Source organism: Bradyrhizobium sp. IC4059 (assembly GCF_020193615.1).
Lineage (GTDB): Bacteria > Pseudomonadota > Alphaproteobacteria > Rhizobiales > Xanthobacteraceae > Bradyrhizobium > Bradyrhizobium yuanmingense.
The window spans coordinates 584,010-607,477 of the sequence record NZ_JADYVH010000003.1; the positions used below are offsets into that span (position 1 = coordinate 584,010).

At 65.2% G+C, this 23,468-nt stretch carries 21 protein-coding genes; 10 read left to right on the top strand and 11 right to left on the bottom strand.

What is annotated here, in order from left to right:
* Nucleotides 1-63: 63 nt before the first annotated feature.
* The 4 genes from I6F12_RS12990 to I6F12_RS13005 all read left to right on the top strand — a co-directional run bounded on the left by I6F12_RS12990 (nucleotide 64) and on the right by I6F12_RS13005 (nucleotide 4,761).
* Nucleotides 64-1,017 carry a LysR family transcriptional regulator gene (locus I6F12_RS12990; RefSeq protein WP_225148108.1) on the top strand — a complete coding sequence of 318 codons (954 nt, stop codon included), beginning with the start codon at nucleotides 64-66 and terminating at the stop codon, nucleotides 1,015-1,017.
* Between the two features lie 159 nt (nucleotides 1,018-1,176).
* Complete coding sequence (locus I6F12_RS12995) at nucleotides 1,177-2,637, top strand: GH1 family beta-glucosidase (protein ID WP_225148109.1); 1,461 nt, start codon at nucleotides 1,177-1,179, stop codon at nucleotides 2,635-2,637.
* A 243-nt stretch (nucleotides 2,638-2,880) separates the two neighbouring features.
* Nucleotides 2,881-4,113 (top strand): acetyl-CoA C-acetyltransferase, encoded by a 1,233-nt coding sequence (locus I6F12_RS13000; protein ID WP_225156491.1) that lies wholly within the window; start codon nucleotides 2,881-2,883, stop codon nucleotides 4,111-4,113.
* A gap of 345 nt (nucleotides 4,114-4,458) precedes the next feature.
* Nucleotides 4,459-4,761 carry an HU family DNA-binding protein gene (locus I6F12_RS13005; protein ID WP_018320691.1) on the top strand — a complete coding sequence of 101 codons (303 nt, stop codon included), beginning with the start codon at nucleotides 4,459-4,461 and terminating at the stop codon, nucleotides 4,759-4,761.
* A gap of 70 nt (nucleotides 4,762-4,831) precedes the next feature.
* Here the strand turns inward: I6F12_RS13005 and I6F12_RS13010 are convergent, their stop codons facing one another.
* From I6F12_RS13010 to I6F12_RS13040, 7 genes are all read right to left on the bottom strand, one after another.
* Entirely contained in the window at nucleotides 4,832-4,987 is a 156-nt protein-coding gene (locus I6F12_RS13010) for a hypothetical protein (RefSeq protein WP_167361688.1), read from the bottom strand.
* Between the two features lie 5 nt (nucleotides 4,988-4,992).
* A complete protein-coding gene (gene lon, locus I6F12_RS13015) occupies nucleotides 4,993-7,371 on the bottom strand; it encodes an endopeptidase La (protein ID WP_225156493.1) in 2,379 nt (792 codons plus the stop codon).
* 8 nt (nucleotides 7,372-7,379) lie between these two features.
* Entirely contained in the window at nucleotides 7,380-7,763 is a 384-nt protein-coding gene (locus I6F12_RS13020; RefSeq protein WP_024342525.1) for an Hsp20/alpha crystallin family protein, read from the bottom strand.
* A 168-nt stretch (nucleotides 7,764-7,931) separates the two neighbouring features.
* Nucleotides 7,932-8,498, bottom strand: coding sequence for a ferritin-like domain-containing protein (locus I6F12_RS13025; RefSeq protein WP_225156494.1), 567 nt, complete (start codon nucleotides 8,496-8,498; stop codon nucleotides 7,932-7,934).
* Between the two features lie 104 nt (nucleotides 8,499-8,602).
* Nucleotides 8,603-8,809, bottom strand: a complete 207-nt coding sequence (locus I6F12_RS13030) for a hypothetical protein (RefSeq protein WP_036007833.1) — start codon at nucleotides 8,807-8,809, stop codon at nucleotides 8,603-8,605.
* 86 nt (nucleotides 8,810-8,895) lie between these two features.
* On the bottom strand, nucleotides 8,896-10,083 hold the full coding sequence (locus tag I6F12_RS13035; RefSeq protein WP_225152336.1) for a carboxylate-amine ligase: 1,188 nt from the start codon (nucleotides 10,081-10,083) through the stop codon (nucleotides 8,896-8,898).
* 3 nt (nucleotides 10,084-10,086) lie between these two features.
* Nucleotides 10,087-10,905, bottom strand: coding sequence for a gamma-glutamyl-gamma-aminobutyrate hydrolase family protein (locus tag I6F12_RS13040; protein ID WP_345944159.1), 819 nt, complete (start codon nucleotides 10,903-10,905; stop codon nucleotides 10,087-10,089).
* A gap of 469 nt (nucleotides 10,906-11,374) precedes the next feature.
* Between I6F12_RS13040 and I6F12_RS13045 the strand changes: the two genes are divergently transcribed.
* Both I6F12_RS13045 and I6F12_RS13050 read left to right on the top strand, forming a co-directional pair.
* Nucleotides 11,375-12,028, top strand: a complete 654-nt coding sequence (locus I6F12_RS13045; protein ID WP_192893125.1) for an L-fuculose-phosphate aldolase — start codon at nucleotides 11,375-11,377, stop codon at nucleotides 12,026-12,028.
* A 13-nt stretch (nucleotides 12,029-12,041) separates the two neighbouring features.
* Nucleotides 12,042-13,829, top strand: coding sequence for a chloride channel protein (locus I6F12_RS13050; RefSeq protein WP_057026746.1), 1,788 nt, complete (start codon nucleotides 12,042-12,044; stop codon nucleotides 13,827-13,829).
* Nucleotides 13,830-13,835: 6 nt separating this feature from the next.
* Here I6F12_RS13050 and I6F12_RS13055 read toward each other — a convergent pair whose 3' ends face one another.
* Entirely contained in the window at nucleotides 13,836-14,087 is a 252-nt protein-coding gene (locus tag I6F12_RS13055) for a DUF2798 domain-containing protein (protein WP_036042074.1), read from the bottom strand.
* 289 nt (nucleotides 14,088-14,376) lie between these two features.
* Between I6F12_RS13055 and I6F12_RS13060 the strand changes: the two genes are divergently transcribed.
* The 4 genes from I6F12_RS13060 (at nucleotide 14,377) to uraD (ending at nucleotide 18,256) form a co-directional block, all read left to right on the top strand.
* The gene (locus I6F12_RS13060) at nucleotides 14,377-14,787 is read left to right on the top strand and encodes a hypothetical protein (protein WP_225133400.1); all 411 of its coding nucleotides are present in this window, start codon (nucleotides 14,377-14,379) and stop codon (nucleotides 14,785-14,787) included.
* A gap of 1,227 nt (nucleotides 14,788-16,014) precedes the next feature.
* Nucleotides 16,015-16,428: a DUF3830 family protein gene (locus I6F12_RS13065; protein WP_036045261.1), complete on the top strand. Its 414-nt coding sequence runs from the start codon at nucleotides 16,015-16,017 to the stop codon at nucleotides 16,426-16,428.
* Nucleotides 16,429-17,364, top strand: a complete 936-nt coding sequence (gene puuE / locus I6F12_RS13070; protein ID WP_225156496.1) for an allantoinase PuuE — start codon at nucleotides 16,429-16,431, stop codon at nucleotides 17,362-17,364.
* Between the two features lie 4 nt (nucleotides 17,365-17,368).
* Complete coding sequence (gene uraD / locus I6F12_RS13075; protein WP_057028791.1) at nucleotides 17,369-18,256, top strand: 2-oxo-4-hydroxy-4-carboxy-5-ureidoimidazoline decarboxylase; 888 nt, start codon at nucleotides 17,369-17,371, stop codon at nucleotides 18,254-18,256.
* Nucleotides 18,257-18,354: 98 nt separating this feature from the next.
* Here uraD and I6F12_RS13080 read toward each other — a convergent pair whose 3' ends face one another.
* The 3 genes from I6F12_RS13080 to I6F12_RS13090 are packed head-to-tail and all read right to left on the bottom strand — an operon-like array spanning nucleotide 18,355 to nucleotide 23,322.
* Entirely contained in the window at nucleotides 18,355-19,752 is a 1,398-nt protein-coding gene (locus I6F12_RS13080; protein ID WP_225112002.1) for a nucleobase:cation symporter-2 family protein, read from the bottom strand.
* A 22-nt stretch (nucleotides 19,753-19,774) separates the two neighbouring features.
* Nucleotides 19,775-22,498, bottom strand: coding sequence for a molybdopterin cofactor-binding domain-containing protein (locus I6F12_RS13085; protein ID WP_225156497.1), 2,724 nt, complete (start codon nucleotides 22,496-22,498; stop codon nucleotides 19,775-19,777).
* Nucleotides 22,495-23,322, bottom strand: coding sequence for an FAD binding domain-containing protein (locus tag I6F12_RS13090; protein WP_225156498.1), 828 nt, complete (start codon nucleotides 23,320-23,322; stop codon nucleotides 22,495-22,497). The genes I6F12_RS13085 and I6F12_RS13090 overlap by 4 nt, the downstream gene beginning before the upstream one ends.
* Nucleotides 23,323-23,468: the final 146 nt, after the last annotated feature.

A 23,468-nucleotide genomic window follows, 5' to 3' on the forward strand; every position in this document is an offset into this window, starting at 1 on the left:
GAACGACGAGGCCCATGCATGAAGCCTTGATCCCAATGAATCCAGCGATATGATTTCAGCAACATGCTGAACCAAATTGATTTATCCAGGATCGACCTCAATCTCCTCGTGCTCTTCCGCGTGGTCCTGGAAGAGCGCCATGTCGCGCGTGCAGCCGCTCGGCTGAGCCTGACGCCGTCGGCTGTCAGCCATGCGCTTGGCCGCCTCCGTCTTCTGCTGAACGATCCGCTGTTTCTGCGGACGCCGAAGGGCGTCGTTCCGACGGCGCGCGCCCTGGAGCTCGGCGAGCCGGTGGCCGAGATCATCGCGCGCGTCGAACAGCTGATCGGCTCGGCCACACCGTTCGACCCGGAGCAAAGTGGCCGTCGATTTACGATTGGCGCTCCCGATGCCGTACTGGTCTCAGCGATCGGTCCGCTGTTGCAATCGATCGCGACTGCGGCGCCCCACATTGATATCGGGCTGATCCACCTGATGCCTGCGCCGCGCGGTGGTGCAATCGGAGAACCTTGGCAGCAAAGCCTAGACATGCTCGAACGACGCGAGCTCGATATCGCAATGCTGCCGCTGCCGGCGGTATCACCGCGTTTCGAGGCGCGCAGGCTTTACGAGGAGGAGTTCGTGCTGGCCATGCGCAAGCGACATCCCTTCGCAAAAGCGCCAACCCATGCTGCGTTCGCGCGATCACAGCACCTGCTGGTCTCTCTCAGTGGGGAACCGCGCGGTTTCGTTGATGAGATGTTGGCAAAGCGCGGCCTCGAACGCCGCATCGCTTTGACTGTTCCGAATTTCATGATGGCGCTTGCCCAGCTTTCCGGGTCTGATTTGATCGCCGCATTGCCGCGCCGACTGGTGGAGCAGCACGCCAGCCGTTTCGGCCTCGTGTTGGTCGAGCTGCCTTTCGCGCGCAAACCGGATACGATCCGGGCCATCGCGACCAAAGCGGCTATGAAAGACGCGGGCATCGCGTGGCTGATGCAGATTGTGGTCGGTTCAATCGGAGCAGGCCGAAGCTAGAATCCGGTTTGAACTCAATAGGCGTTCATCTCGGCAAGGGAACGGCATTGTGCTGCCGCGCCTGCGGTGGCGGATCTGGGACCTCCTGCACCCGCTTCTCAAATCGCCCGGAACTGTTCATTGTGCCGGCCCGAAACGAAAAGAAGTGGAGCAGCATCAATGACGGAGGGGGTCTCGCGCCGCCGGTTTGCCAAGCTGGCGGGATTGTCCGCAGCCGGGATTGCGAGTCCGCTTGTCGCCGAAGCCAAGCCGGCGCGGCCGCCGCGCAATGCAGCCGGTTTTCCGGCGGGCTTTCTCTGGGGCACGGCGACCTCGTCCTATCAGGTCGAGGGTGCGGTCGAGGAGGACGGGCGAGGGGCCTCGATCTGGGACAAGTTCGTCCGCATCCCCGGCAAGATCGAGGACGGCACCAACGGCGACCGCGCCAACGAGCACTATCACCGCTACAAGGAGGACATCGCCCTCATCAAGGAGCTCGGCTGCAAGGCCTATCGCTTCTCGGTGGCCTGGCCGCGGCTGTTCCCGGACGGCGACGGCAAGCCCAATCCAAAGGGGCTCGACTTCTACAACCGTCTCGTCGACGAGCTGCTGAAGAACGGCATCGAGCCGTGGCTGACCCTCTATCATTGGGACCTGCCCCAATCGCTCCAGGACCGGTTCGGCGGTTGGCGTTCGACCGAGACCTGCAAGATCTTCGGCGACTACGCGGCCTATATCGCCGCGCACCTCACCGACCGCGTCAGGAACGTGTTCACGTTGAACGAGAGCGGGCGCTTCGTCTATTTCGGTTACGGCGTCGGCATCGACGCGCCGGGCTTGAAGCTGCCGCAAGCCGATGTCAATCAGATCAGGCACAACAGTGCGCTGGCGCACGGGCTCGCGGTGCAGGCGGTGCGAGCCCATGGCCGCCGCGGCACCAGGGTGGGGCCGGCGGAGAACATCGATGCCTGCGCGCCTGCCTTCGACACGCCGGAAAACGTGCGGGCCGCGGAGACCGCGCTGCGCGAGATGAATGCCGGCTACCTCAACGTCATCATGACGGGCCGCTATACCGACGCCTTCCTGAAATACGCCGGGTCCAACGCGCCGAAATACACCGATGCGGAGCTCAAGATCATCTCTTCGCCGGTCGATTTTCTCGGTCTCAACATCTATGCGCCGCAGAACTACGTGGTGGCCTCCGACCAGGGCGCGGGCTTCAAGCCGCTGCCGATCCCGAAATCGTTCCCGCACATGAATTCGGACTGGCTGCGCGTCGGGCCCGAGACGATCTACTGGGTGCCGAAGCTGGCGGCGAAGATCTGGAAGACGGATGCGATCTATATCAGCGAGAACGGCACCTCCGGCGACGATGTGGTGTCGCCCGACGGCAAGATCTACGACACCGATCGCATCATGTATCTGCGCAACTATCTCGCCCAGCTCCAGCGCGCCACCGACGAAGGCGTGCCGGTGCGCGGCTATTTCCTCTGGAGCCTGATGGACAATTTCGAGTGGGTGTACGGCCTTAACAAGCGTTTCGGGCTGTACCACGTCAATTTCGACACCCAGGTCCGCACGGCAAAACTCAGCGCCAGCTTCTACCGCAACGTGATCGCGAAGAACGCGGCGGGGGCGTAGCTCTTCTCCCTCTCCCCGTTCTTACGGGGAGAGGGCAGGGGTGAGGGGCTCTCTCCGCGAGTCCATCTGTCACCCTGTCACCGTTCTTGCTGAGGCTCCCCCTCACCCGGATTTTCCGCTGCGCGTAAAATCCGGCCCCTCCCCGCACGCGGGGAGAGGCGAAGGGCGAGCGCCGCACATTGACTCTCTTCTCCCCCTTATTCAAAACCGTTCTCAACACCCATAAACAAGAGGACGACGCCAATGCCTGACGCGCTGATCATTGATGCCTGCCGCACGCCGCGGGGCATCGGCAAGGCCGGCAAGGGAGCCCTCTCGGGCATTCATCCGCAGCAGCTCGGGGCGACCGTGCTGCGCGCACTCGCCGACCGCACCGGCATCGATACCGCCGATGTCGACGACATCGTCTGGGGCTGCAGCGCGCAGGTGGCAACGCAAAGCGGCGATCTCGGCCGCATGTCGGCGCTCGATGCCGGCTACGACGTGCGCGCCAGCGCGGTGACGCTCGACCGCTTTTGCGGCAGCAGCATCACCAGCGTCAACATGGCGGCAAGCTCGATCATGGCGGGTGCGGAAGACCTCGTCATCGCCGGCGGCTGCGAGATGATGTCGATGGAGGGACGCCGCGGCGGCGGTCCGATGATGATGGACGGCGGCAATCTGCGTCTGCGGGCACGGCATCCGCAGTCGCATCAGGGCGTCTGCGCCGATGCGATCGCGACGCTGGAAGGCATCACCCGAAGCGACGTCGACGCGCTCGGGCTGGAGAGCCAGAAGCGCGCCGCGCATGCGATCGCGAACGGCCACTTCAAGAACAGCCTCGTGCCTGTTTACCGCGAGGACGGCAGTCTGGCGCTGGATCATGAAGAATACCCACGGCCGCAGACCACGATGGAAGGCCTCAGCAGCCTGAAGCCGGCATTCCCCGCCGTCGCGGACTACGCGCTCGACGACAAGGGCACGACCTATCGCGGCCTGGTCCTGCAAAAGTACCCTGATCTCGAAATCGACTTCGTGCATCACGCCGGCAACTCCTCCGGCGTCGTCGACGGCGCTGCTGCGATCCTTTTGGCCTCGCCCGCTTATGCCAAGGCGCATGGCCTTAAAGCCCGGGCCCGCGTGGTCGCGATGGCCAACATGGGGGACTCGCCGACCCTCATGCTGAACGCACCGGTGCCGGCAACGCGCAAGGTGCTGGCCAAGGCGGGGCTCACCATCGACGATATCGACCTGTTCGAGATCAACGAGGCCTTCGCCGTGGTGGCGGAAAAATATATCCGCGACCTCAAGCTCGATCGGGCCAAGGTCAACGTCAACGGCGGCTCGATCGCGCTCGGCCACCCCATCGGCGCCACCGGCTCGATCCTGATCGGCACCGTGCTCGACGAGCTCGAACGGCGCGACCTCAAGCGCGGTCTTGTCACCATGTGCGCCGCCGGCGGCATGGCGCCGGCCATCATCATCGAGCGCGTCTAGCCAATCGCCCACTGACTTTCTCCCCATTTTTACGGGGAAGAAGACCGGCGACCAGCGATCCGACCCTTATTTTTCAGGGTGAAACACGACCGGCCTCTCATAAAGAGGCCGGTCGTCGCTTGTCGAAAGCGGCGAATCAGTTCTAGCAAGGTTGCGTGCGGGCCTTTGAAACAAGGCAAAAACCGCTGCCCGAGGCTTCATCCGCTCCGGAAGTAGCTAAAAAGCAGGGTTTTTTGTCACAGCAGGCCAGAAAAGCCCGTAATTTCGCGACAAAACTGTGCAGAAGGCTATAGGCCTTCAACGGTTGGTCTAATATGCAACCGGCAACGAATCAGAGGAGACACGATGCCAACCCAGATGTCCAAATCGCAATTGATCGAAAAGATTGCGACCGCCACCGAGCTTTCCAAGCGTGACGTCAAGAACGTCATGGAGACGCTGACCGATGTCGGCCACAAGGAGCTCAAGAAGAACGGCCTGTTCCTGGTGCCGGGCTTCGCCAAGTTCGTGGTCATCAAGAAGCCCGCGACCAAGGCGCGCAAGGGCACCAACCCGTTCACGGGTGAAGAGATGATGTTCAAGGCCAAGCCGGCCCGGAAGATCGTCCGCGCCCGCCCGGTCAAGGCCGCCAAGGACGCCGTGGGCTAACAACGCAAAGGCCCCCTCGAACGAGGGGGCCTTTTGTCTGGGGTAGCCGCGAGGGTTCGAGACGGAGGGCTCAACCCTTGCGGCGCTTCACTCGGACCGTAGCAGGCTGAAGCCGCGGCTCGGGTCCTACGAGCCCATCGCGAATCCGGTCGATCGCGCGATCGAGCAATTGGCGCAGCCGCTGCGTCTTCCGCGACCGCTTCGCTCTTTCCAGCAGTTTCTTCATCGCATTCACTCCGCCGCTTCCTTGGCTTCAGCCGGCTCGAGCGCCGCGGCGATGGCTTCGTCGACGCGCTCCAGCCAGATGAACTCGAGGGTGTCCCGCGCGCTCTTCGGGATGTCGTCATAGTCCCGCTTGTTGCGCGCCGGCAGCATCACCCGCTTCAGGCCGGCAGCAGCCGCAGCCACCACCTTCTCCTTGATGCCGCCGACCGGCAGCACCAGGCCGCGCAGCGAGATCTCGCCGGTCATCGCGGTGTCACTCCTGACCGTGCGGTTGGTGAGCAGGGAGGTCAGCGCCGTGAACATCGCAACGCCCGCGCTCGGCCCGTCCTTCGGGGTTGCGCCCGCGGGGACGTGAACGTGGATGTCGCTCTTCTCGAACGCTTGCGGATCGATGCCGAGCTGAGAGGCCCGGCTCTTCACCAGCGTCAGCGCAGCCTGCACGCTCTCGCGCATGACGTCGCCGAGCTGGCCGGTCAAAATCAGCCCGCCCTTGCCGGGCACGCGCGTGGCTTCGATGAACAGGATGTCACCGCCGACCGGCGTCCAGGCCAGGCCGGTGGCAACGCCCGGAACGCTGGTGCGCAGTGCGATCTCGCCCTCGAAGCGCGGCTGGCCGAGCACGGTGGTGATGTCCTTTGCCGTCACCACGACCTTCGCGGCCGTGCCTTCGGCGACCTGCACCGCGGCATGGCGGAGCACCTTGCCGATCTCGCGCTCGAGGTTACGCACGCCAGCCTCGCGGGTGTAGCCCTTGACGATCAGCTTCAAGGCTTCCGGCTCGATCTCGGCCTGCTCGGCCGAGAGGCCGTTGGCCTCCAGCTGCCGCCGCACCAGATAGCGCCGCGCGATCTCCAGCTTCTCGTCCTCGGTGTAGCCGGCGAGGCTGATCAGCTCCATGCGGTCCAGCAGCGGACCCGGGATCTGATCGAGCATGTTGGCGGTCGCGATGAACACGACGCGCGACAGGTCGAAGGGCACGCCCAGGTAATTGTCCCGGAACGTTCCGTTCTGCTCGGGGTCGAGCACCTCCAGCATGGCCGCGGACGGATCGCCCTGCACGCCGCGGCCCATCTTGTCGATCTCGTCCAGCATCATGACGCAGTTCCTCGCGCCCGCCTTCTTGATGCCCTGGATGATGTTGCCGGGCAACGCGCCGATATAGGTGCGGCGGTGACCGCGGATCTCGGCCTCGTCATGCACGCCGCCGAGGCTGACGCGCACGAAAGGACGATCCATCGCGCGCGCGATGGATTGGCCGAGCGAGGTCTTGCCGACGCCGGGCGGGCCGACGAAGCACAGGATCGGCGCCTTGCCCTGCGGGGCGAGCTTGCGCACCGCCAGATATTCGATGATCCGGCTCTTGATCTTCTCCAGGCCGAAATGGTCGGCATCCAGGATGGCTCGCGCCTCCTTGATGTCGATCGGCTTCTCCGCGGGCAGCGCCCAGGGCAGCTCGATCAGCCAGTCCAGATAGGTGCGGACCATGCCGGCCTCGCCGGCAGCCTCCGGCATGCGCTCGTAGCGGCGCAGCTCCTTCTTGGCATGCGCTTCCGCTTCCGGCGGCATGTTGGCCTTGGCGATCGCAGCCGTCAGCTCGGTGACCTCGGCCTGCTTGCCGTCGCCTTCGCCCAGTTGGCGCTGGATCGTCGCCATCTGCTCGCGCAGGATCGCCTCGCGCTGCCGCTCGTCGAAGGAGGCCTTGGTCTGCTGGCCGATTTCGTTGCTGATGCGCAGCACCTCCAGCCGCTCGGCCAGGTGCTTCGACACCTTCTCCACGCGAAGAGCCAGGTCGATGGTCTCCAGCACCTCCTGCTTGTCCTGCGGCTTGATGTCCATGAACGACGTTGCCAGATCCGCCAGCGCGCCGGGCGCGCTGGTGCCCTGGAACATCGCGGCGAGCTCGGGCGGCGCCTGCGGCAGCAGCTCGATCGCCTCGATGGCCTGGCGCTGCAGGTTCAGCGCGCGGGCCTCGATCTCGGGCGAGGTCGTGGTCGGCTCGGGGATCTGCTGGAAGCGCGCGGCCGGGAACGGCGTCCCCGGCAGGAAGTCGAGGATGCGCGCGCGCTGCACGCCCTGGCAGACGATGTGATGGGTGCCGTCGGGCGCGGTGATGTAGCGCACGATGTTGGCGATGGTTGCGACCCTGTAGAGGTCGTCCGGCCCGGGGTCATTGGTCTCGGGGCTGCGCTGCAGGACGATGCCAATCGGCCGCTGCTCGCGCAGCGCCTGCTGCGCGGCGGCAATGGACTTCGCCCGGCCGATCGTGATCGGCGCGATCGCGCCGGGAAACAGCACCATCTCGCGCACGGGGACGATGATCAGCGCGTCGTCGGGGATCTTCACGTCGTTATTGCTTTGTTCGTTGTTCATCTGTTCGGTGGCCATGATCGACCTCAGGATTTCGCGAGGCGCAGTGCGACGCAGCCGTCCATCACGAAGCGGCTGATGGCGTAACGGCCGAGGGGCAATGCAATGCGGCGCTCAAAACGCCCTTGCGGCAGCTCGAGCCGATGGATGCGGGCGTTGCGAAGCTCCGGCGGGAGGGTGCGCTGACCCGAGATGACGAGCACGCCGTCATGGATGACGGTCTCGACATTGTCCGGATTGACGCCGGGAAGCGCGACCAGGATCAGGAGCTCACGCTCGGTCTCGAGCACGTCGATCGGCGGCTCCCAGCAGGCTTCCTGGCGGCCGAACTGCTGGCGCAGCCGATCGGCGCGGGTCAGCGAGTCCAGGGCTTCGGACAGCATCCAGTCGAGGGGATTTTTGGGTTGCATGATGCAGGCTCTGGGGTGGGAAAGCCTGCATATGGGGCCGGTTCCAAGGAAATCCAGTACGGAAATCCAGTGCAGTGGCGCTGATGTGCCATGCGCCGCCGTGCGATCAAGGCAAGCGAACGCCGCGGCATGCGGCCGCGACGTTCCGTTCATTGGCAGGGCGCGGGCTCAAGCCGCCGCGCGGTACTCTTGTTCCGCTTCGAGGTTGATCACAGAGGTGGCGAGCTCGGTCAGCGTCTGATCGGTCGCCTCTTCCTCGTCCAGCGTCTCCTGGAGCAGCCTTGCGGCGTCCTGCATGCCGAGCTCTTCGGCCCAGGTGCGCAACGTGCCGTAGCGGGAGATCTCGTAGTGCTCGACCGCCTGCGCTGCCGCGAGCAGTCCGGCATCGAGCGCCGGCGCGCCCTTGAACTCCTTCATGATCTCGGCGCCCTCGTCGGCAATGCCGTTGATGGCCTCGCAGGGCTTGCCGCGTGCCGGCTTGCCCAGCATCTTGAAGATCTGGTCGAGCCGTTTGACCTGGCCCTGGGTCTCACGCAAATGCTTGTTGAAGGCGGCCGTAAGCTCCTTGGAATTCGCGGCCTTGGCCATCTTGGGCAGGGTCTTGATGATCTTGTTCTCGGCGAAATAGATGTCCTTCAGCGTCTCCAGAAACAGGTCGCTGAGCATCTTCGGCGCCTGACGCGGCCGGCGCGCCGCGTTCTTCTTGGTCGTGCGTTTCTTCGCTCGTTTAGCCATACGTCCTCCTCATGAGGTAACACGGGAAGGCCTCGCCCTCCTCAATCCTCAGGCGATCAAAGCCGCGCCATGAATGAAAGTTCCAAACTGCAACCGGCGAAGGCTCAGGTCGGGCGCTTGTAGGGATCTTCCTGGCGCTGCCGTGCCTCGGTGTTGCGATCGAGCTGCGCCCGCTCGCTGCGGCGCAAGTTGCCCGCCTTCATCACGCCGTAAACGAGCGCCCCGCCGAGCACGAACGCGCCGATGAACCAGAGCCAAAGCATCTGGGCCGAGGCGTGGCCCAGGAGCATGCTAATGCCGCTGTCGCTCATGATTGGTCTCCACGATTGTCCATTGCTATCACGCTGAGCTAAGTCGGCGGTCGAAACCTCGTTCCATGCGACCGCAGCCGGCGACGTCAGACCAGGTCGGTCAGCGGTTGCCGCACCGCTTGCGCTTTCGGCTCGCCGCCCCGGGCGGTGAAGTCTCCGGCTTCGGTCGAGGTCCGCAGCCATTTCGTCACGTCGCTGATTGCTTCCCGCGGCGAGTGGCCGAACTTGCGCAAGCCGCGAAAATATTCGAGCTGAAGGTGGGCCGACGTGCCGCGCTTGGGGATCGACTTCAGATGCTGGATATCGTTTTCGATGCCGAGATGGTCGACGTGGGGTGCCACCATGGCGATCACCGAATCGAGCCAGCTTCTGAACGAGACCGGCTCGAACGAGACCAGGTCGATATAGGTGCCGTCGGTTCCGTAGCGCTGGGCGCGCCAGCGATTCTCCTCCACCAGCGCGCGGTGCACGGCCGAATAGGTGGCGTTCAGCTCGGGATGGTGGACGGCGTGGCGGACCAGCGCGCGGAACAGCGCCGCGATCGCCACCGAATCCGCGATCGCCGTGCAGCAATCGGTGATGCGCAGCTCGAGAGTCGGATGCTGCAGCGAGGGCCGCAACGCCCACCAGACATAGGTGGCGTTGGGGACGATGCCGGCATCGACCAAGGTCTTCACGTAGGTCTCGTATTCGGAAAGGTTCCGAAACATCTCGGGAAAGCCGGTCCGGGGCAGGGCATCGTTGGCGGCATTGCGGTAGCCCAGCAATCCTGTCGGGTAGCCGCACCAGAACGGCGAGGAGGTCGAGAGCGCCAGCAGCAGCGGCAGGAACGGCACCAGGCGGTGCATGATCTCGACGCGCAAATCGGGCTCGGGGACCTCGACATGGACGTGCAGTCCGCTGATCGGGTTGCCGAGGCCGACCATCCCGAGATCGCTGATGACCTTGCTGTAGCGACGCTTGCGCGTCATGCGCTGCTGCTGCGGCTGCGCCAGCGGGTGTGTGCCGGCCGCGATGATGCCGACGCCGTGGTCCTTGCCGACCTCGGTGAGCACCGCGCGATAATGCGTGAGCTCGGCCAACGCATCGGCCGAAGACGTCAGCGGCGGGGTCGCCACCTCGATCTGCGATTGCAGGATCTCGGTGGTCAGCCGCTCGCCGAGCCGCTTTTGCGCCGCGGCCATGTAGGGCTTGGGCAGCTCGGATCGCGGCGCCGCGGACTGGCGGTTGACCAGAAAATATTCCTCCTCGATGCCGAAGCGGTAGCGGTGCATCGCCTACGCCGCCCCTTGTGCCTTGGCGTGGCGGCGAACCGCGTCTCCAAAAGCCGCCAGAATGCGCGCCGAGGCGTGGTCGGAGCTCGCCCAATAATCGGGATGGAAAAGCGTGCCGAGCGCAAAATCGCTGGCGCCCTCGACGCTGACGGCCTCGATCGAGCCGTCGTCGGCGACGGCCTCCGCGACGAGACCCGGTGCGAGATCGGCGATCAGGAAGCTGTGCAGCGAATTCACTAGAATCGAATCCGCGCCGCAGATCTGCTGCAGGACGCCGCCCCTGCGCAAGCCCACCTTCTGCCGCAGCCGATAGCGGGCATCCTCGTTGTCCGCGTCGGGCGTGCCATGGCGTTGCTCCTCGGGCAAATCGTCTGGCTCTTTCGCCAGCGTGCCGCCGAAAGCGACGTTCAGCTCCTGGAAGCCGCGACAGATGAACAGAGCGGGGATGCCCCGCGCCAGCGCCCGCGGGATCAGGCGCAGCGCGACCTCGTCGCGGAATTCGTCGAACGGGCCGTCACGCTTCTCGTCGACCGTTTGTCCATAGCGGGACGGATGGACGTTGGTCTGTCCGCCGCCGACGAAGAGGCCGTCGAGCCTGTCCAGATAGGCATCGATGTCAGCCTCCGGCGCCGCGGGCAGAATCCGCGGCACGGCGCCGGCGACGAGGCCGATCGCATTGACGCAGACCATCGAAACGGCGGCGAGCTGTTCGCCGCGCGCGACCATGGAATCGGAGAGAATGCCGATCTGCGGTGCGCCGCTGCGCCCCTGCCACTGCCCGCGCGAGGCGCTACGCCGCCACTGCTGAAGGCCGTACGCCACGGCATCCGCTGCGCTGCCGAATTGATGAATCGCCGCCTTGAGCTCTCTGACGTTTGTCCCTAATCGAAGTGCCCAACGGCTGCAGGCAACGGGATCGTGCGGATCAATTCTGGAACGGGGCTCGTGCAATTGCTTCGGCTGCTTCTGTTCGTGTATCGATGCACAGTGAAACGGCAATCGTCGGGAATGGTTGCTTTGCGATTGCACCGTTCGATCTCATTGCCTCCGCACCAGCCTTAACTTTTGTTATGGCTCTCGCGCGTCCTCGGCATGCTTCTCGCCGCCTATTCCGTGCAGTTCGTCATCAACGGGGTCGGTCCGGATCGGCCTGCCCCAGTAGCTGCGACAATCTGTTAACCTGTCGCTATCCCGTTCGGCCGGAGTGTCACGGGATCCGGGACGCTTTCGCTTGCACTGTCATGTTGCTTTGACGTAACTCGGTCCAACAAGCCCTCGACAGGAAATCGACATGTCGATGACAGCGGACGAGCTCGGCAAGAGACAGGCCATTATCGACGCCTGCCGGCGCATGAACGCGCTCGGCATCAACCAGGGCACATCGGGCAATATCAGCGTCCGGCATGTGGACGGCCTCCTGGTCACGCCGACCAGCGTGCCCTATGAGGCCATGCGTCCGGACCAGATCGTCTTCATGGCCATGGACGGCTCGCACGCGCCCGACCAGAAGCCGTCGAGCGAATGGCGCTTTCATCGCGACATCCTGAAGTCGCGGCCCGACGTCAACGCCGTCGTGCACGCCCATCCGACCTATTGCACCATCCTGGCGATCATGGGCATGGAGATCCCGCCCGTGCATTACATGATCGCGGCGGCGGGCGGCGACAGCATCCGCTGCGCGCCCTACGCGACGTTCGGAACGGCGGAGCTGTCCGAGCACGCCGTGCGGGCGCTGGAGGGCCGGCTCGCCTGCCTGCTCGATCATCACGGCATGATCGCGATCGGCAAGACCCTGGACAAGGCGATGTGGCTGGCGGTCGAGGTCGAGACGCTGGCGCGGCAATATCACGGCTGTCTGCAGATCGGACAACCGCCGCTGCTCCCGAGCGAGGAGATCGAGCGGGTCCGTCAGCGCATGGCCGGCTACGGCCTGTCGGAACGGTAGGGCGGGCCAGACGGTGTTAGTGCGGATCAAACATCTCGTCGATCGCAAGAAGACGAACCGCACCATGGTTCGGCTGCGCGCCCTGCTGCGCAGCAACGAGTTCTACCTGATCCCGCTGGCGCTCGTGATCGGCACGCTCGCGGGCGCGGTCGTGACGCTGATGGCCCACATCGCGCAGATCGCGCATGTCGTGATCTACGGCATTCCCATTGACGTCCACCTGTCGGCCCACGCGAGCGTCAGCCCATGGGCGGCACTGATCGCGCCTGCGCTCGGCGGGCTGGTGCTCGGAATCATGGAATGGTCGCGGCGGCGCATGAAGATATCGAACGCGGTCGATCCGATCGAGGCAAACGCGCTGCGGGGCGGCAATCTGTCGATGCGCGACAGCGGGGTGGTCGCAGGCCAGACCCTGATCTCGAACGGCTGCGGCGCCTCCGTCGGCCTCGAGGCGGGCTACACCCAGATCGGTTCGGGCATCGCCTCGTTGATCGGCAAATTCTTCAATCTCCGCCGCAACGATCTGCGCCTGATGGTCGGCTGCGGGGCCGCGGCGGCGATCGCGGCGGCGTTCGGCGCGCCAATCACCGGCGCCTTCTATGCCTGCGAGCTGATCGTCGGCGTCTATGCCGTAGGCAGTGCCGCGCCGATCCTCGCCGCCTCCCTCGCGGGCGCCTTGACCGCGCAATGGCTGGGCGGCGCGCCATACTCGCTGGAGATACCCAAGGTCAGCGCCGTCGGCGTCGAGCAATATCTGGCACTGATCGGGCTCGCCCTCATCACCAGCGGCGTCGGCATCGCCGTGATGCGCTCCTCGCCGATGTTCGAGCGGCTGTTCGCCTGGATGCCGGTCTGGCTGCGTCCTGTGATCGGCGGGCTCATCGTCGGCGGGTTCGCCATCATCACGCCGCAGGTTCTCGCGGCCGGCCATGGCGCCATGGTGCTCGATCTCTTCCACGACATGACGATCGGCCTGATCGCGCTGATCATCGCCTTGAAGGTGACGGCCTGCCTGATCTCGCTCGCCTCCGGCTTTCGCGGCGGCCTGTTCTTCGCCTCGCTGTTCGTCGGCAGCCTGATCGGAAAGTTCTTTGCCGCGGTGCTGCTGCTCATCAGCCCGAACTTCGCGATCGATCCGCTGGTGGCGATGTTGACTGGCATGGCGACGCTCGGCGTCGCTATCGTCGGCGGCCCGCTCACGATGTCGTTCCTCGTGCTCGAGATGACACGTAACGTCGACGTCACCGCCGTGGTGCTGGCCGGCTGCATCGTGACCTCGATCTGCGTGCGCTTCATGTTCGGCCATTCCTTCTCGACCTGGCGCCTGCATCTGCGCGGCGAGACCATCCGCAGCGCCAACGACGTCGGCTGGCTGCGCAATCTCACGGTCGAGCGCCTGATGCGCTCGGACGTCGGCAAGGTGCCCTCGACCACGACGATCGCCGCCGCGCGCCGCGAGTTCGCGCTCGGCTCGCGGCCGGGAATCGTCATCGTCAACAATGCTGACGAATATATCGGCCTCGTCCTGCTGCCCGATTTGTTCTCCAGCGACCTCGACACCATCGCCGACGACATCCAGGTGATCGAGCTCGCCCGCCTGATCGACATCGTGCTGATCCCGGAAATGAACGTGAAGTCGGCGATGGCGGTGTTCGACGAAGCCGAGGCGGAGATGCTGGCGGTGGTCGATTCCACCGACAGCCGCAAGGTGGTCGGCTTCCTCACCGAGAGCTTCGCTCGCCGCCGCTATGTCGAGGAAATCGACAAGGCGACGAGAGGCGTGCTGGGGGCGCTGTCGTAGGCGCGGTTACCGGCCGGGTGGTGCTGCGACGAGCCAGGCCACGATCCGGCGGACCAGCGGCAGCACCAGGAGCAGGGTCGGGAAGGCGACGAGCCAGGACAGTCCCCAGGCGCCCGGCCAGGCCGCCAGGAACGCCGGCGTTGCCCCCAGGCTCCGCAGCGTCGAAATGACCGATACCACCGCCGTCATGAGGATGGACAGCACGAATGGCGTCACGATCGGCGCATAGCGCGCCGGCAGTTTGCGAACCACAATCATCTGGTTTCTCTAGGAAAGGACGCGTCGATCTCGGTGAACCTGGAAAATGGCATCGATCCCGACGGCGTCGGTTGATGCGTTGGTTCACGTAAACGCTTACGGCGACCGAAAACGGCGCGGCCGTTCATTAATCGCTCAGGTTGGCTGGTTCAAGCTGGGTCTGATCGTTCGGGATTTACAATCGTTCAAAGCGTGGCAGATCGCCGCGATCATGAAACCATTTCAGTGGTTTGCGGATTATAGATCGTTTGCTTATGTTTCTTTGGGCGAGAACAGAGGAAATTCGAACATGAGTATTGGACCCGTGATTTCCGCAGCCGGCCGCAACACGATCGTGGTCGCGCTCGCTGGCCTCGCCCTGATTGCGGCTTCCGCATCCCCGTCCGCAGCGGCGTCGGCCGGGACACCGGCCGCCAAGTCGGCTGTCAAGGCGGTCGTTGCCGGCCAGGCCGCCTCCGACGTCACCGATTTCAGCTCGCACCGGCGGCGTTACTATCGACGCGGGCCGAATGCCGCGGGTCTCGCCTTCATGGGCATGGCCGCAGGTCTGATCGGAGGCGCCATCGCCGAGAGCCGCCGCCGCGAATACTATGAAAACCGCTATTATTATGGCTATGGCCCGCGTTACTACGGCGGCCCTGGTTACTACGGCGGTTCCGGCTACTACTACGATCCGGGCTATCGTTACGCACCGTACTGAGCGCTCCAGGTCTCGACGAGCTCAATCTCGTCTCTCGTAGCCCGGATGGAGCGAAAGCGTAATCCGGGGCTGCGCGCTCGGCATCTTGCGCTGTCCCCGATTACGCTGGCGCTCCATCCAGGCTACGGGACCGAGGTGTGTCGCGGCGCTGTCAACCCGCTCGCGCGAAAATATTCCGCTTTACCGAAATTCGGAAATATCGTATGTGTCGCCCATCCCGGCTCAATCTCGAGGGGCGATCATGCGGTCGTCATTGTCGCGAGCCGGGCTTGCGGTGGACGCGGCAGCGTCGTGTACGAGAGCTGAGGGCAGGGCGGATTGCTCTCCGTGAGCCCCGAGGCTTCGTACGGACGAGCGGCGCTGTCAGGTTCGTCGCGCCGGCATTTCGATGGCAACGTGCACAACGCCGTCGAACCCTGCGGCGCCAACGGACCGCGCGTACGGCAAAACCGTGTGGTCCTGGCCGTCGTTGCTACGGTCAAGCTCTGGCGAATGCGGCATTGGCGTCAACCGGCGCGGTGCCGGCGACTTTCGCGGGAGCGAGGGAGGCCAGAGGGAACTCGGCTCCCGGGAGAGCGCGGCATAAGCCGTCCGACCATCGCGCAGGGAAGGCCGTGTGTTGGGCTTCACCTGTATGCTGCTGTGCGGTTCTTCCTGCGTGTGCTCTAGCGCAGTGGACCGCGGGTGCCGCCGGCACCCGGCCTTCCCTGCGCCCTCTTGGCTATGAGGGCGGCGAGACGAAGCAAAGCTCGGGCGAAGCAGCCGCGAGGCCGAGTACGCACGTCTGCGTCCACACATTCGGTGTCATCGCCCGGCTTGACGGGGCGATCCAGTACTCCGAGACGCCAGTGATTGAATCGAGAGGCCGCGGCGTACTGGATTCCCCGCTCCAGTGCGCGATTGCGTACAAGGCGGGGAATGACAGTGTTACTTGGAGAACGCAGCGTCGCCTCATCTTCGTCGTTCCGAACGCAGCACCACGCTCAGCTCTCGTGCCCCGGACGCAGCGCATCCGCGCCGGCGCCCCTTTGCCCGGCAATTCTGCCGGTGGACTCACCTCCTGCAATCCGGTTCAATGGCAACGAGCTTTCAGGCGATCGGCCAGGCCGGGTGGCGTGCCCCAACTTATACGAGAGCCTCCCGCGCCACTTGCGCGAAACGGTCGGGAGTGCTTTTTGCTGAAAGTTCCCCGTGGGGCGCGCATCGCCCCCGATCCAGAGAGATGAGATGAGCAAACTCGTTATCCGCGCCGGCGATTTCACCTTCGATGCCCGTTTCGAGGAGCAGGCGGCGCCCAAAACCGTCGCCGCCTTCCGCAAGGCGCTGCCGTTCGAAAGCCACATCATCCATGTGCGCTGGAGTGGCGAGGGCGTGTGGATGCCGCTCGGCGACCTCGACTTCGGCGTCGGCTACGAGAACCACACCAGCTATCCCGCCCCCGGCCAGATCATCCTCTATCCCGGCGGCATCAGCGAAACCGAGATCCTGCTGGCCTATGGCGGCGTGCACTTCGCGAGCAAGATGGGCCAGCTCGCCGGCAACCATTTCATCACGCTGACCTCGGGCCTGGAGAACCTCGCAACGCTGGGCAAGAGCGTGCTGTGGAAGGGCGCGCTGCCGATCCGCTTCGAGGAAGTCTGAGTGACCGAGCCCCGCTACCCGCGCGATCTCCGCGGCTACGGCCGCAACCCGCCGCATCCGCAATGGCCTGGTGACGCGCGGGTCGCGGTGCAGTTCGTCGTCAATTTCGAGGAAGGCGGCGAGAACAACATCCTGCACGGCGACCGCGCCTCGGAAGCCTTTCTGTCCGACGTGCTCGGCGCGCAGCCCTGGCCCGGCCAGCGCCACGCCAACATCGAATCCATGTTCGAATATGGCTCGCGCGCCGGCTTCTGGCGGCTGTGGCGGATGTTCAAGGAGCGGAACTGGCCGACCACGGTGTTCGGCGTCGCCACCGCGCTCAAGCGCAATCCCGAGATTGTCGCTGCGATGAAGGAGGCGGGCTGGGATATCGCCAGCCACAGCCTGAAATGGATCGAGCACAAGGACATGACCGAGGCGCAGGAGCGCGCCGAGATCGCCGAGGCCATCCGCGTGCATACCGAGGCGACCGGCGCACGTCCGCTCGGCTGGTACACCGGGCGCTCCTCGATCAACACCAACCGTCTGTTGATGGAGGAGGGCGGCTTCCTCTATCTCTGCGACTCCTATGCCGACGATCTGCCCTATTGGGTCAAGGGCGCCAGCGGCAAGCAGCTCATCATTCCCTATACGCTCGATGCCAACGACATGCGGTTCATCAACCCGCAAGGGTTTGCCGAGGGCGAGCAGTTCTACACCTATCTGAAGGACGCCTTCGACGTGCTCTATGCGGAAGGCGAAACCGCGCCAAAAATGATGTCGGTCGGTCTGCATTGCCGCCTCGCGGGCCGGCCCGGCCGCGCAGCGGGCTTGATCCGCTTCCTCGACTATATCGGCAAGCACGAGCGCGTCTGGGTGCCGACGCGGCTTCAGATCGCGCAGCACTGGCACGAGAAGCACGCCCATCTTGCCGCCGACGCATTCGAGATCGGGTGAGATGATGTCGCAGATTTCACTCGCCGATCTCAACGCTGCAAGCACGGCCGACTTCGTCGCGGCGCTCGCCAACGTCGTCGAATATTCGCCGTGGATCGCCGAGCAGCTCGCGGCAAAGCGGCCGTTCGCCGGCATCAACGAGCTGCACGCCGCGCTGATGGCCGCGATCCAGAGTGCCGAGCCTGACGTGCAGCTGGCGCTTATCCGGGCGCATCCCGATCTCGCCAACAAGACGCAGCGCGCCGCAGGCCTCACCGCGGAATCGACCGACGAGCAGAACAGCGCCGGGCTCGACCGGCTGTCGGATGCCGAATATTCCGCGTTCGAGCGGGCCAACAACGCCTACCGCGACAAGTTCGGCTTCCCCTACATCGTCTGTGTGCGCCGTCACACCAAGGATTCCGTGCTGCGCGACTTCGAGGCGCGGCTGCTCAACATCGCCAAGACCGAGATAAGGCGTGCGATCGAGGAGATCGGCCGCATCTCGGCGCTGCGGCTCGACCAGCTGGTCGCCGCCGACGACAGGCTGAAGGTGCACGGCCGGCTCTCGACCCATGTGCTGGACAACCAGATCGGCAAGCCCGCACCTAGCATCCCGATCGAGCTCGTGGAGCTCGCGAGCCTTGGCGAGAACCGCGTCATCGCGCGCACGGTGACCAATGCCGATGGCCGCACCGACCAGCCGCTGATCGGCGGCCGTCCGCTGCCGATCGGCCGCTACGAGCTGCGCTTCAGCGTCGCGAAATATTACGCCGCGCGCAACGTGCCGCTGTCCGATCCGCCGTTCCTCGACGAGATCCCGCTGCGCTTTGCGATCAGCGAGCCGGAAAGCCATTACCACGTGCCGCTGCTGGTCACGCCCTGGAGTTACTCGACCTATCGCGGCAGCTAGAGCACGATCCGGAAGAGTGCGTAGCGGTTTTCCGACAAGATCATGCTCAAAACAATAACCTAAAGCGCGATGACGATTCATCCTAGTCGCATCGCGCTTTAGACATGTTGCGCCGATGCGGCGGCTGACGCCGCGTCGGCCTCCGCGGCAGCGCCACCGCTCAACCCGTTGAAGAAGGCATTGAGCAGCACCGACACGACCGCGCAGAGCAGGATGCCGGACTCCAGCAGCGGGTGCAGATCGTGCGGCAGATTGCGGAAAAAACCGGGAGCAACGAGCGGTATCAGTCCAAAGCTGATCGAGATCGCGACAATGAACAGATTGTAGCGGTTGTTGCGGAAATCGACCGAGGCCAGGATGCGTGCGCCGGTGGCCGCCACCATGCCGAACATCACGAGGCCGGCGCCGCCGAGCACGACCAGCGGCACCGCCTCCACCAGCGCAGCGAGCTTCGGCAAGAGCCCGAGCACGAGCAGGATGCAGCCGCCCGTCACCGTCACCCAGCGCGAGCGCACGGCCGTGACTGAGACGAGGCCGACGTTCTGCGAAAACGAGGTATAGGGAAACGTGTTGAAGATGCCGCCGAGCAGCGTGCCGAGCCCGTCGGCGCGTAAGCCGCGGCTCAGGGCTTCGCGGTCGACGGCCTTGCCGGTGATCTCGCCGAGCGCCAGGAACATACCGAGCGACTCGATCATCACCACGATCATGACGATGCACATGGTGATGACAGGCACCAGGTGGAATTGCGGCATGCCGAAGCGGAAGGGAAGCACGAGTGCGCCCCAGGAGGCGGCGGCGACCTTGTCGAAATGCATCACGCCCAGAATGCTCGCGAGCACCGCGCCGGCGATGATGCCGAGCAGCACGGCGACGTTGGCGAGAAACCCGCTGCCCCATTTGATCAGGCCGAGGATGACGAGCAGCACGAACAGCGAGATGCCGAGCCCCTGCAATTGCCCATAGGCTGGATTGGGAAAGCTGCCGGGAACGCCGTCGACCACCTTCGTCAACGTCGGCAAGCCGCCGCCGGCCCAGTTGATGCCGACGCGCATCAGGGAGATGCCGATGATGAGAATGATGGTGCCGGTGACGACGGGAGGAAACAGCGGCAGCAGCCGGCTGACGAACGGCGCAACGACGATGCCGAACAGGCCGGCGGCGATCACGGAGCCGTAGATGCCGAGCAGGCCGATTTCCGGTGAAGCCGCCATCGACAGCATCGGGCCGACCGAAGCAAAGGTCACGCCCATCATCACGGGCAGGCGGATGCCGACGCCGGGGAAGCCGAGGCACTGGACCAGCGTCACAAGTCCGCAGGCGAACAGGTCGGCGCTGATCAGGAAGGCGACGTCCTCCGGCGGCAGCTTCAGCGCGCGGCCGATGATGAGGGGGACCGCGACCGCGCCGGCATACATCACCAGCACGTGCTGGAGCCCGAGCGCGAGCAGGCGCGGGACCGGCAGGACCTCGTCGACGGGATGGACGTCGTTGCTCATGGATGTATCCCCCGAAACATGTCTAGCCGAATTTGTCATGGAGCGCCGGAAACAGCCGGTCCGGCTTGAAGGGCGGCGCGGTGAAGCGAATGCCGGTGGCATCCGCGATCGCGTTGCCGAGCGCGGCGGCGACCGGATTGTAGGGACTCTCGCTCATCGACTTCGCGCCGAGCGGGCCGATCGTGTCGGACGTCCCGGCGAAGAACACTTCCGTGCGCGGCACGTCGGCGAAAGAGGGCAGGTGGTAGTCGCGGAATTTCGGATTGGTGACGCGGCCGCTCGCGTCGATCACCATCTCCTCGTAGAGCGCAGCGCCGAGCGCCTGCGCCACGCCGCCTTCGACCTGACCGCGGCACTGCATGGGATTGGCGACGACGCCGGCGTCCGCGGCGTGCACGCTCCTGAGAATCCGGAGCTCGCCGGTCGCCTTGTTCACCGCGACGCGAAAGCCCTGCACGTTGAACCCCACCGATCGCGGCGTGCCGCCGGACGTGCCGCTGCCTGCGAACGGCCAGCCGCGCTCGCGGGCGAGCTTCGCCAGCTCCGTAAAAGGCATGCGGCGGACGCCGCTGACGACGGAGTCCGCATCGAGCGCGCAAGTCTCCACATCGCACAGCCAGGCTCCGGCGGCGGTCGTCTTCAGCTCGCTCGCAAGCTGCACGGCTGCCGCATGCGTCGCCTTGCCCGCAACGAAAGTGCCGGCGCTGCCATACGCGCCGGTGTCGTGGCCGCCATGGGCGGTGTCGGACTGGCGCAGACGAATCTTGTCGACGGTGGTCGCCAGCGTGGTCGCCGCGATCTGGCGATGCACGGTGCTGGTGCCGTTGCCGAACTCGGCCGTGCCGACGGTGAGGTCGAAGCCTCCGTCGTCGTTGAGCGCGATCGTTGCATCGGCGAAGTGGCCGGCCGGCGGCACGGTGTCGATCATGGTCAGCGCGATGCCGTCGCCGATCAGCCAATCCGGCGACAGCTCCGGCTGCGGGGAATCGGCCTGCATCGCGCGCTCGACGAGATCGAGGCACTGGTCGAGCCCGTAGGAGCCGTAGAGCACGTCGTGATATTCGGAGGGCGGCGGCGACAGCATGGGATCGCCGGGCCTCACGATATTGCGCCGGCGCATCTCGTAGGGGCTGATTCCGAGCTGCCCCGCCAGTTCGTCGATCGCCGCTTCCACCGCGATCAGCGCCTGCGGCAGGCCATAGCCGCGAAACGCGCCCGCCGGCACGGTGTTGGTGTAGACGGCGACGCCGTCGACCCGCTTGTTCGGGCAATTGTAGACGGCGATGGACTCCGCCAGCGCGTGGAACATCACCGGGCCGGCATGATTGCCGTAGGCGCCGGTGTTGGAGAGCACGTCGAGCTGAAGCGCGGTAAGCTTGCCGCCCGCATCGGCGCCGGCCTTGACGTGGATCCGCATCGGATGCCGCGTCGAGGTCGCGATGAACTGCTCCTCGCGTGTCAGCTCCAGCTTGACCGGCCGCCCGGTCTTCAGCGCGGCAAGCGCCAGGATGTCCTCGACGAACATCTCCTGCTTGCCGCCAAAACCGCCCCCGACGCGTTCGCAGAACACGCGGACCTTGTCCATGGGAAGCTGGAAGATGTCCGACAGCGCACGCCGGGTCAGGAACGGCACCTGCGTCGAGGTGCGGACGGTGAGAACGCCGGAATCGTCGAGCCAGGCGAGGCCGCCATGGGTTTCGAGCGCCGCGTGCTGCACGCGGTGACTGTGGAAAGTAGCCTCATAGGTGGCGGCAGATGTTGCAAGCGCCGATGCGACATCGCCGAACTCGCCATGCGTCTCCGCGACCAGGTTGCGCTGGGCATCGGCAACGCGGTTCGCAGCTGTGCGGTCGGGATGAACGACCGGCGAACCCGGGGCCATCGCCTGCTCGGGATCGATCAGCGCCGGCAGGATCTCGTAGCTGACCTTCAGCTTGCGGCACGCAGCCTCCGCGGCGGCTTCGGTCTCGGCGACGACGGCAGCAACCTTCTGGCCGACGAAACGCACGACGTCATCCAGGACGCGGGTGTCCTCCGGGTCCATCCAGTCTTTCTCATGCCGTGCCGTCGAGATCAGGACGGACGGCGCATCTTCGTGCGTCAGCACGGCGTGTACACCGGGGATGCTCAGCGCGTCCGACTTGTCGATAGCGACGATCCTGGCGTGCGCATGCGGCGAGCGCAGCAGCTTGATGTGCAGCAAGCCATCGATTGCGGTGTCGAAGGTGTAGCGTGCCGTGCCGCGGACCACATTGGGGCCTGCGGGGGCGGGCAGGCTGCGGCCGAAGGCGGCGCCGGCCTCGACGCTCGTCTCGACATTGGTCTTGCCGAGGATCGCGTCCTCGATCGACCGATAGCCGGTGCAGCGGCAGATATTGCCTTTCAGCGCCGTGCCGAGATCGGTGCGCTGCGCCTGGTTCAACGAGGCGCAGGTCAGGATCATGCCGGCGGTGCAGAATCCGCATTGAAAGCCCTGTGCATCGAGAAAGGCCTGCTGCATCGGATGCGTGCCGTGATCGCCGCCAAGGCCTTCGATCGTGGTCACGCTGCGGCCCTCGGCCCGGAACGCCGGGATCAGGCAGCTGTGCACCGGCTCGCCGTCCAGCAGTACGGTGCAGGCGCCGCAGTCGCCGGCATCGCAGCCTTTCTTCACGCCGAAATGGCCGAGCTCGCGCAGGAACGTGCGCAGGCACTGGCCGGCGCGCGGCTCCTGGGAAAATCCCTTGCCGTTGACCTCCAGGCTCATGCGGGTATCGCTCCCGAGAGTTCGCCGCGAATCTCCTCGGCCAAGCGCAGCGTCATGTGCTTGCGCCAGAGTGGCGCGCCATGGATGTCCGTGTGGTACAGATCATCGGTAATCTCCTGCATGAGCGCGGCGCGCAGCGCGCCTGCGTCCGGGGCTTTGCGGAAGCGCAGCTGGATCGGCCGCACCGTCGACGCGGTGACCGTGAGTGTCAGCGTATCATCGGCTTCGAGACTGCCGATCAGCAGCGCCGCGGAGCGGCCGACGGGCGCCAGCGAGATCTGGCGGAAGGCCGTGCGGCGCTTCAGCGCGGGAAGCGGGATGTCGATCTGCCGGAGCAGGTCGCCTGGCGTCAGGCGATTGCGCTGGTTGCCGGTGACGAATTCGGTGACCGGAAGCCTCTGTTCACCGCCGCCGGCCTTCCAGATGGTGCAGACGCCGTCGAGTGCCGACGTCAGCGAGATCATCGGTCCCGCCGGCAGCGACATGCAGAGATTGCCGCCGACGGTCGCGGTCTTCCAGATCTTGAACGAGGCAAGGAAGGCCCGGCAGCACTGGTTGATCAGCGGCGCTGCGAGCCAATCAGAGGGGCAGGCGAGTCCATCGAGCTCTGCGATGGTGCAAGTGGCGGCGATCGAGAGGTGGCTCTCTGTGATCGCAAGTGCCGGCCATTTCAGATCGGTGAGATCGATCAGCCGCGTCAGATGCGTTTGCGGCTCCGAGAACAGCCAGGTGCCGCCCGCGAGCCAAGCATCACCTGCCGTCCAAACGGGCAGCTGCGCGCGCGTTTGCGGATGGGCGACGGCTGTGATGGTATTCAAGTCCATGGCTGCGCCAATGCTTCCGACGGTTGAATGGTCCGAGCGAAGTGTTGCAAGACGGGAGCCAAGTGGCAACAACAAGTCGAAGCAAGGACGCAATCGTCCTCGGCCTTGCAGGTCCGCCGTCAGGGTGGGCGAGGAGAAGCAGGATC

Excerpts from the sequence above, each read along its gene's own strand:
- I6F12_RS12990 (WP_225148108.1), top strand. The coding sequence starts at position 64 with ATGCTGAACCAAATTGATTTATCCAGGATCGACCTCAATCTCCTCGTG.
- I6F12_RS12995 (WP_225148109.1), top strand. The coding sequence starts at position 1,177 with ATGACGGAGGGGGTCTCGCGCCGCCGGTTTGCCAAGCTGGCGGGATTG.
- I6F12_RS13000 (WP_225156491.1), top strand. The coding sequence starts at position 2,881 with ATGCCTGACGCGCTGATCATTGATGCCTGCCGCACGCCGCGGGGCATC.
- I6F12_RS13005 (WP_018320691.1), top strand. The coding sequence starts at position 4,459 with ATGCCAACCCAGATGTCCAAATCGCAATTGATCGAAAAGATTGCGACC.
- I6F12_RS13010 (WP_167361688.1), bottom strand. The coding sequence starts at position 4,987 with ATGAAGAAACTGCTGGAAAGAGCGAAGCGGTCGCGGAAGACGCAGCGG.
- lon (WP_225156493.1), bottom strand. The coding sequence starts at position 7,371 with ATGGCCACCGAACAGATGAACAACGAACAAAGCAATAACGACGTGAAG.
- I6F12_RS13020 (WP_024342525.1), bottom strand. The coding sequence starts at position 7,763 with ATGCAACCCAAAAATCCCCTCGACTGGATGCTGTCCGAAGCCCTGGAC.
- I6F12_RS13025 (WP_225156494.1), bottom strand. The coding sequence starts at position 8,498 with ATGGCTAAACGAGCGAAGAAACGCACGACCAAGAAGAACGCGGCGCGC.
- I6F12_RS13030 (WP_036007833.1), bottom strand. The coding sequence starts at position 8,809 with ATGAGCGACAGCGGCATTAGCATGCTCCTGGGCCACGCCTCGGCCCAG.
- I6F12_RS13035 (WP_225152336.1), bottom strand. The coding sequence starts at position 10,083 with ATGCACCGCTACCGCTTCGGCATCGAGGAGGAATATTTTCTGGTCAAC.
- I6F12_RS13045 (WP_192893125.1), top strand. The coding sequence starts at position 11,375 with ATGTCGATGACAGCGGACGAGCTCGGCAAGAGACAGGCCATTATCGAC.
- I6F12_RS13055 (WP_036042074.1), bottom strand. The coding sequence starts at position 14,087 with ATGATTGTGGTTCGCAAACTGCCGGCGCGCTATGCGCCGATCGTGACG.
- I6F12_RS13060 (WP_225133400.1), top strand. The coding sequence starts at position 14,377 with ATGAGTATTGGACCCGTGATTTCCGCAGCCGGCCGCAACACGATCGTG.
- I6F12_RS13065 (WP_036045261.1), top strand. The coding sequence starts at position 16,015 with ATGAGCAAACTCGTTATCCGCGCCGGCGATTTCACCTTCGATGCCCGT.
- uraD (WP_057028791.1), top strand. The coding sequence starts at position 17,369 with ATGTCGCAGATTTCACTCGCCGATCTCAACGCTGCAAGCACGGCCGAC.
- I6F12_RS13080 (WP_225112002.1), bottom strand. The coding sequence starts at position 19,752 with ATGAGCAACGACGTCCATCCCGTCGACGAGGTCCTGCCGGTCCCGCGC.
- I6F12_RS13085 (WP_225156497.1), bottom strand. The coding sequence starts at position 22,498 with ATGAGCCTGGAGGTCAACGGCAAGGGATTTTCCCAGGAGCCGCGCGCC.
- I6F12_RS13090 (WP_225156498.1), bottom strand. The coding sequence starts at position 23,322 with ATGGACTTGAATACCATCACAGCCGTCGCCCATCCGCAAACGCGCGCG.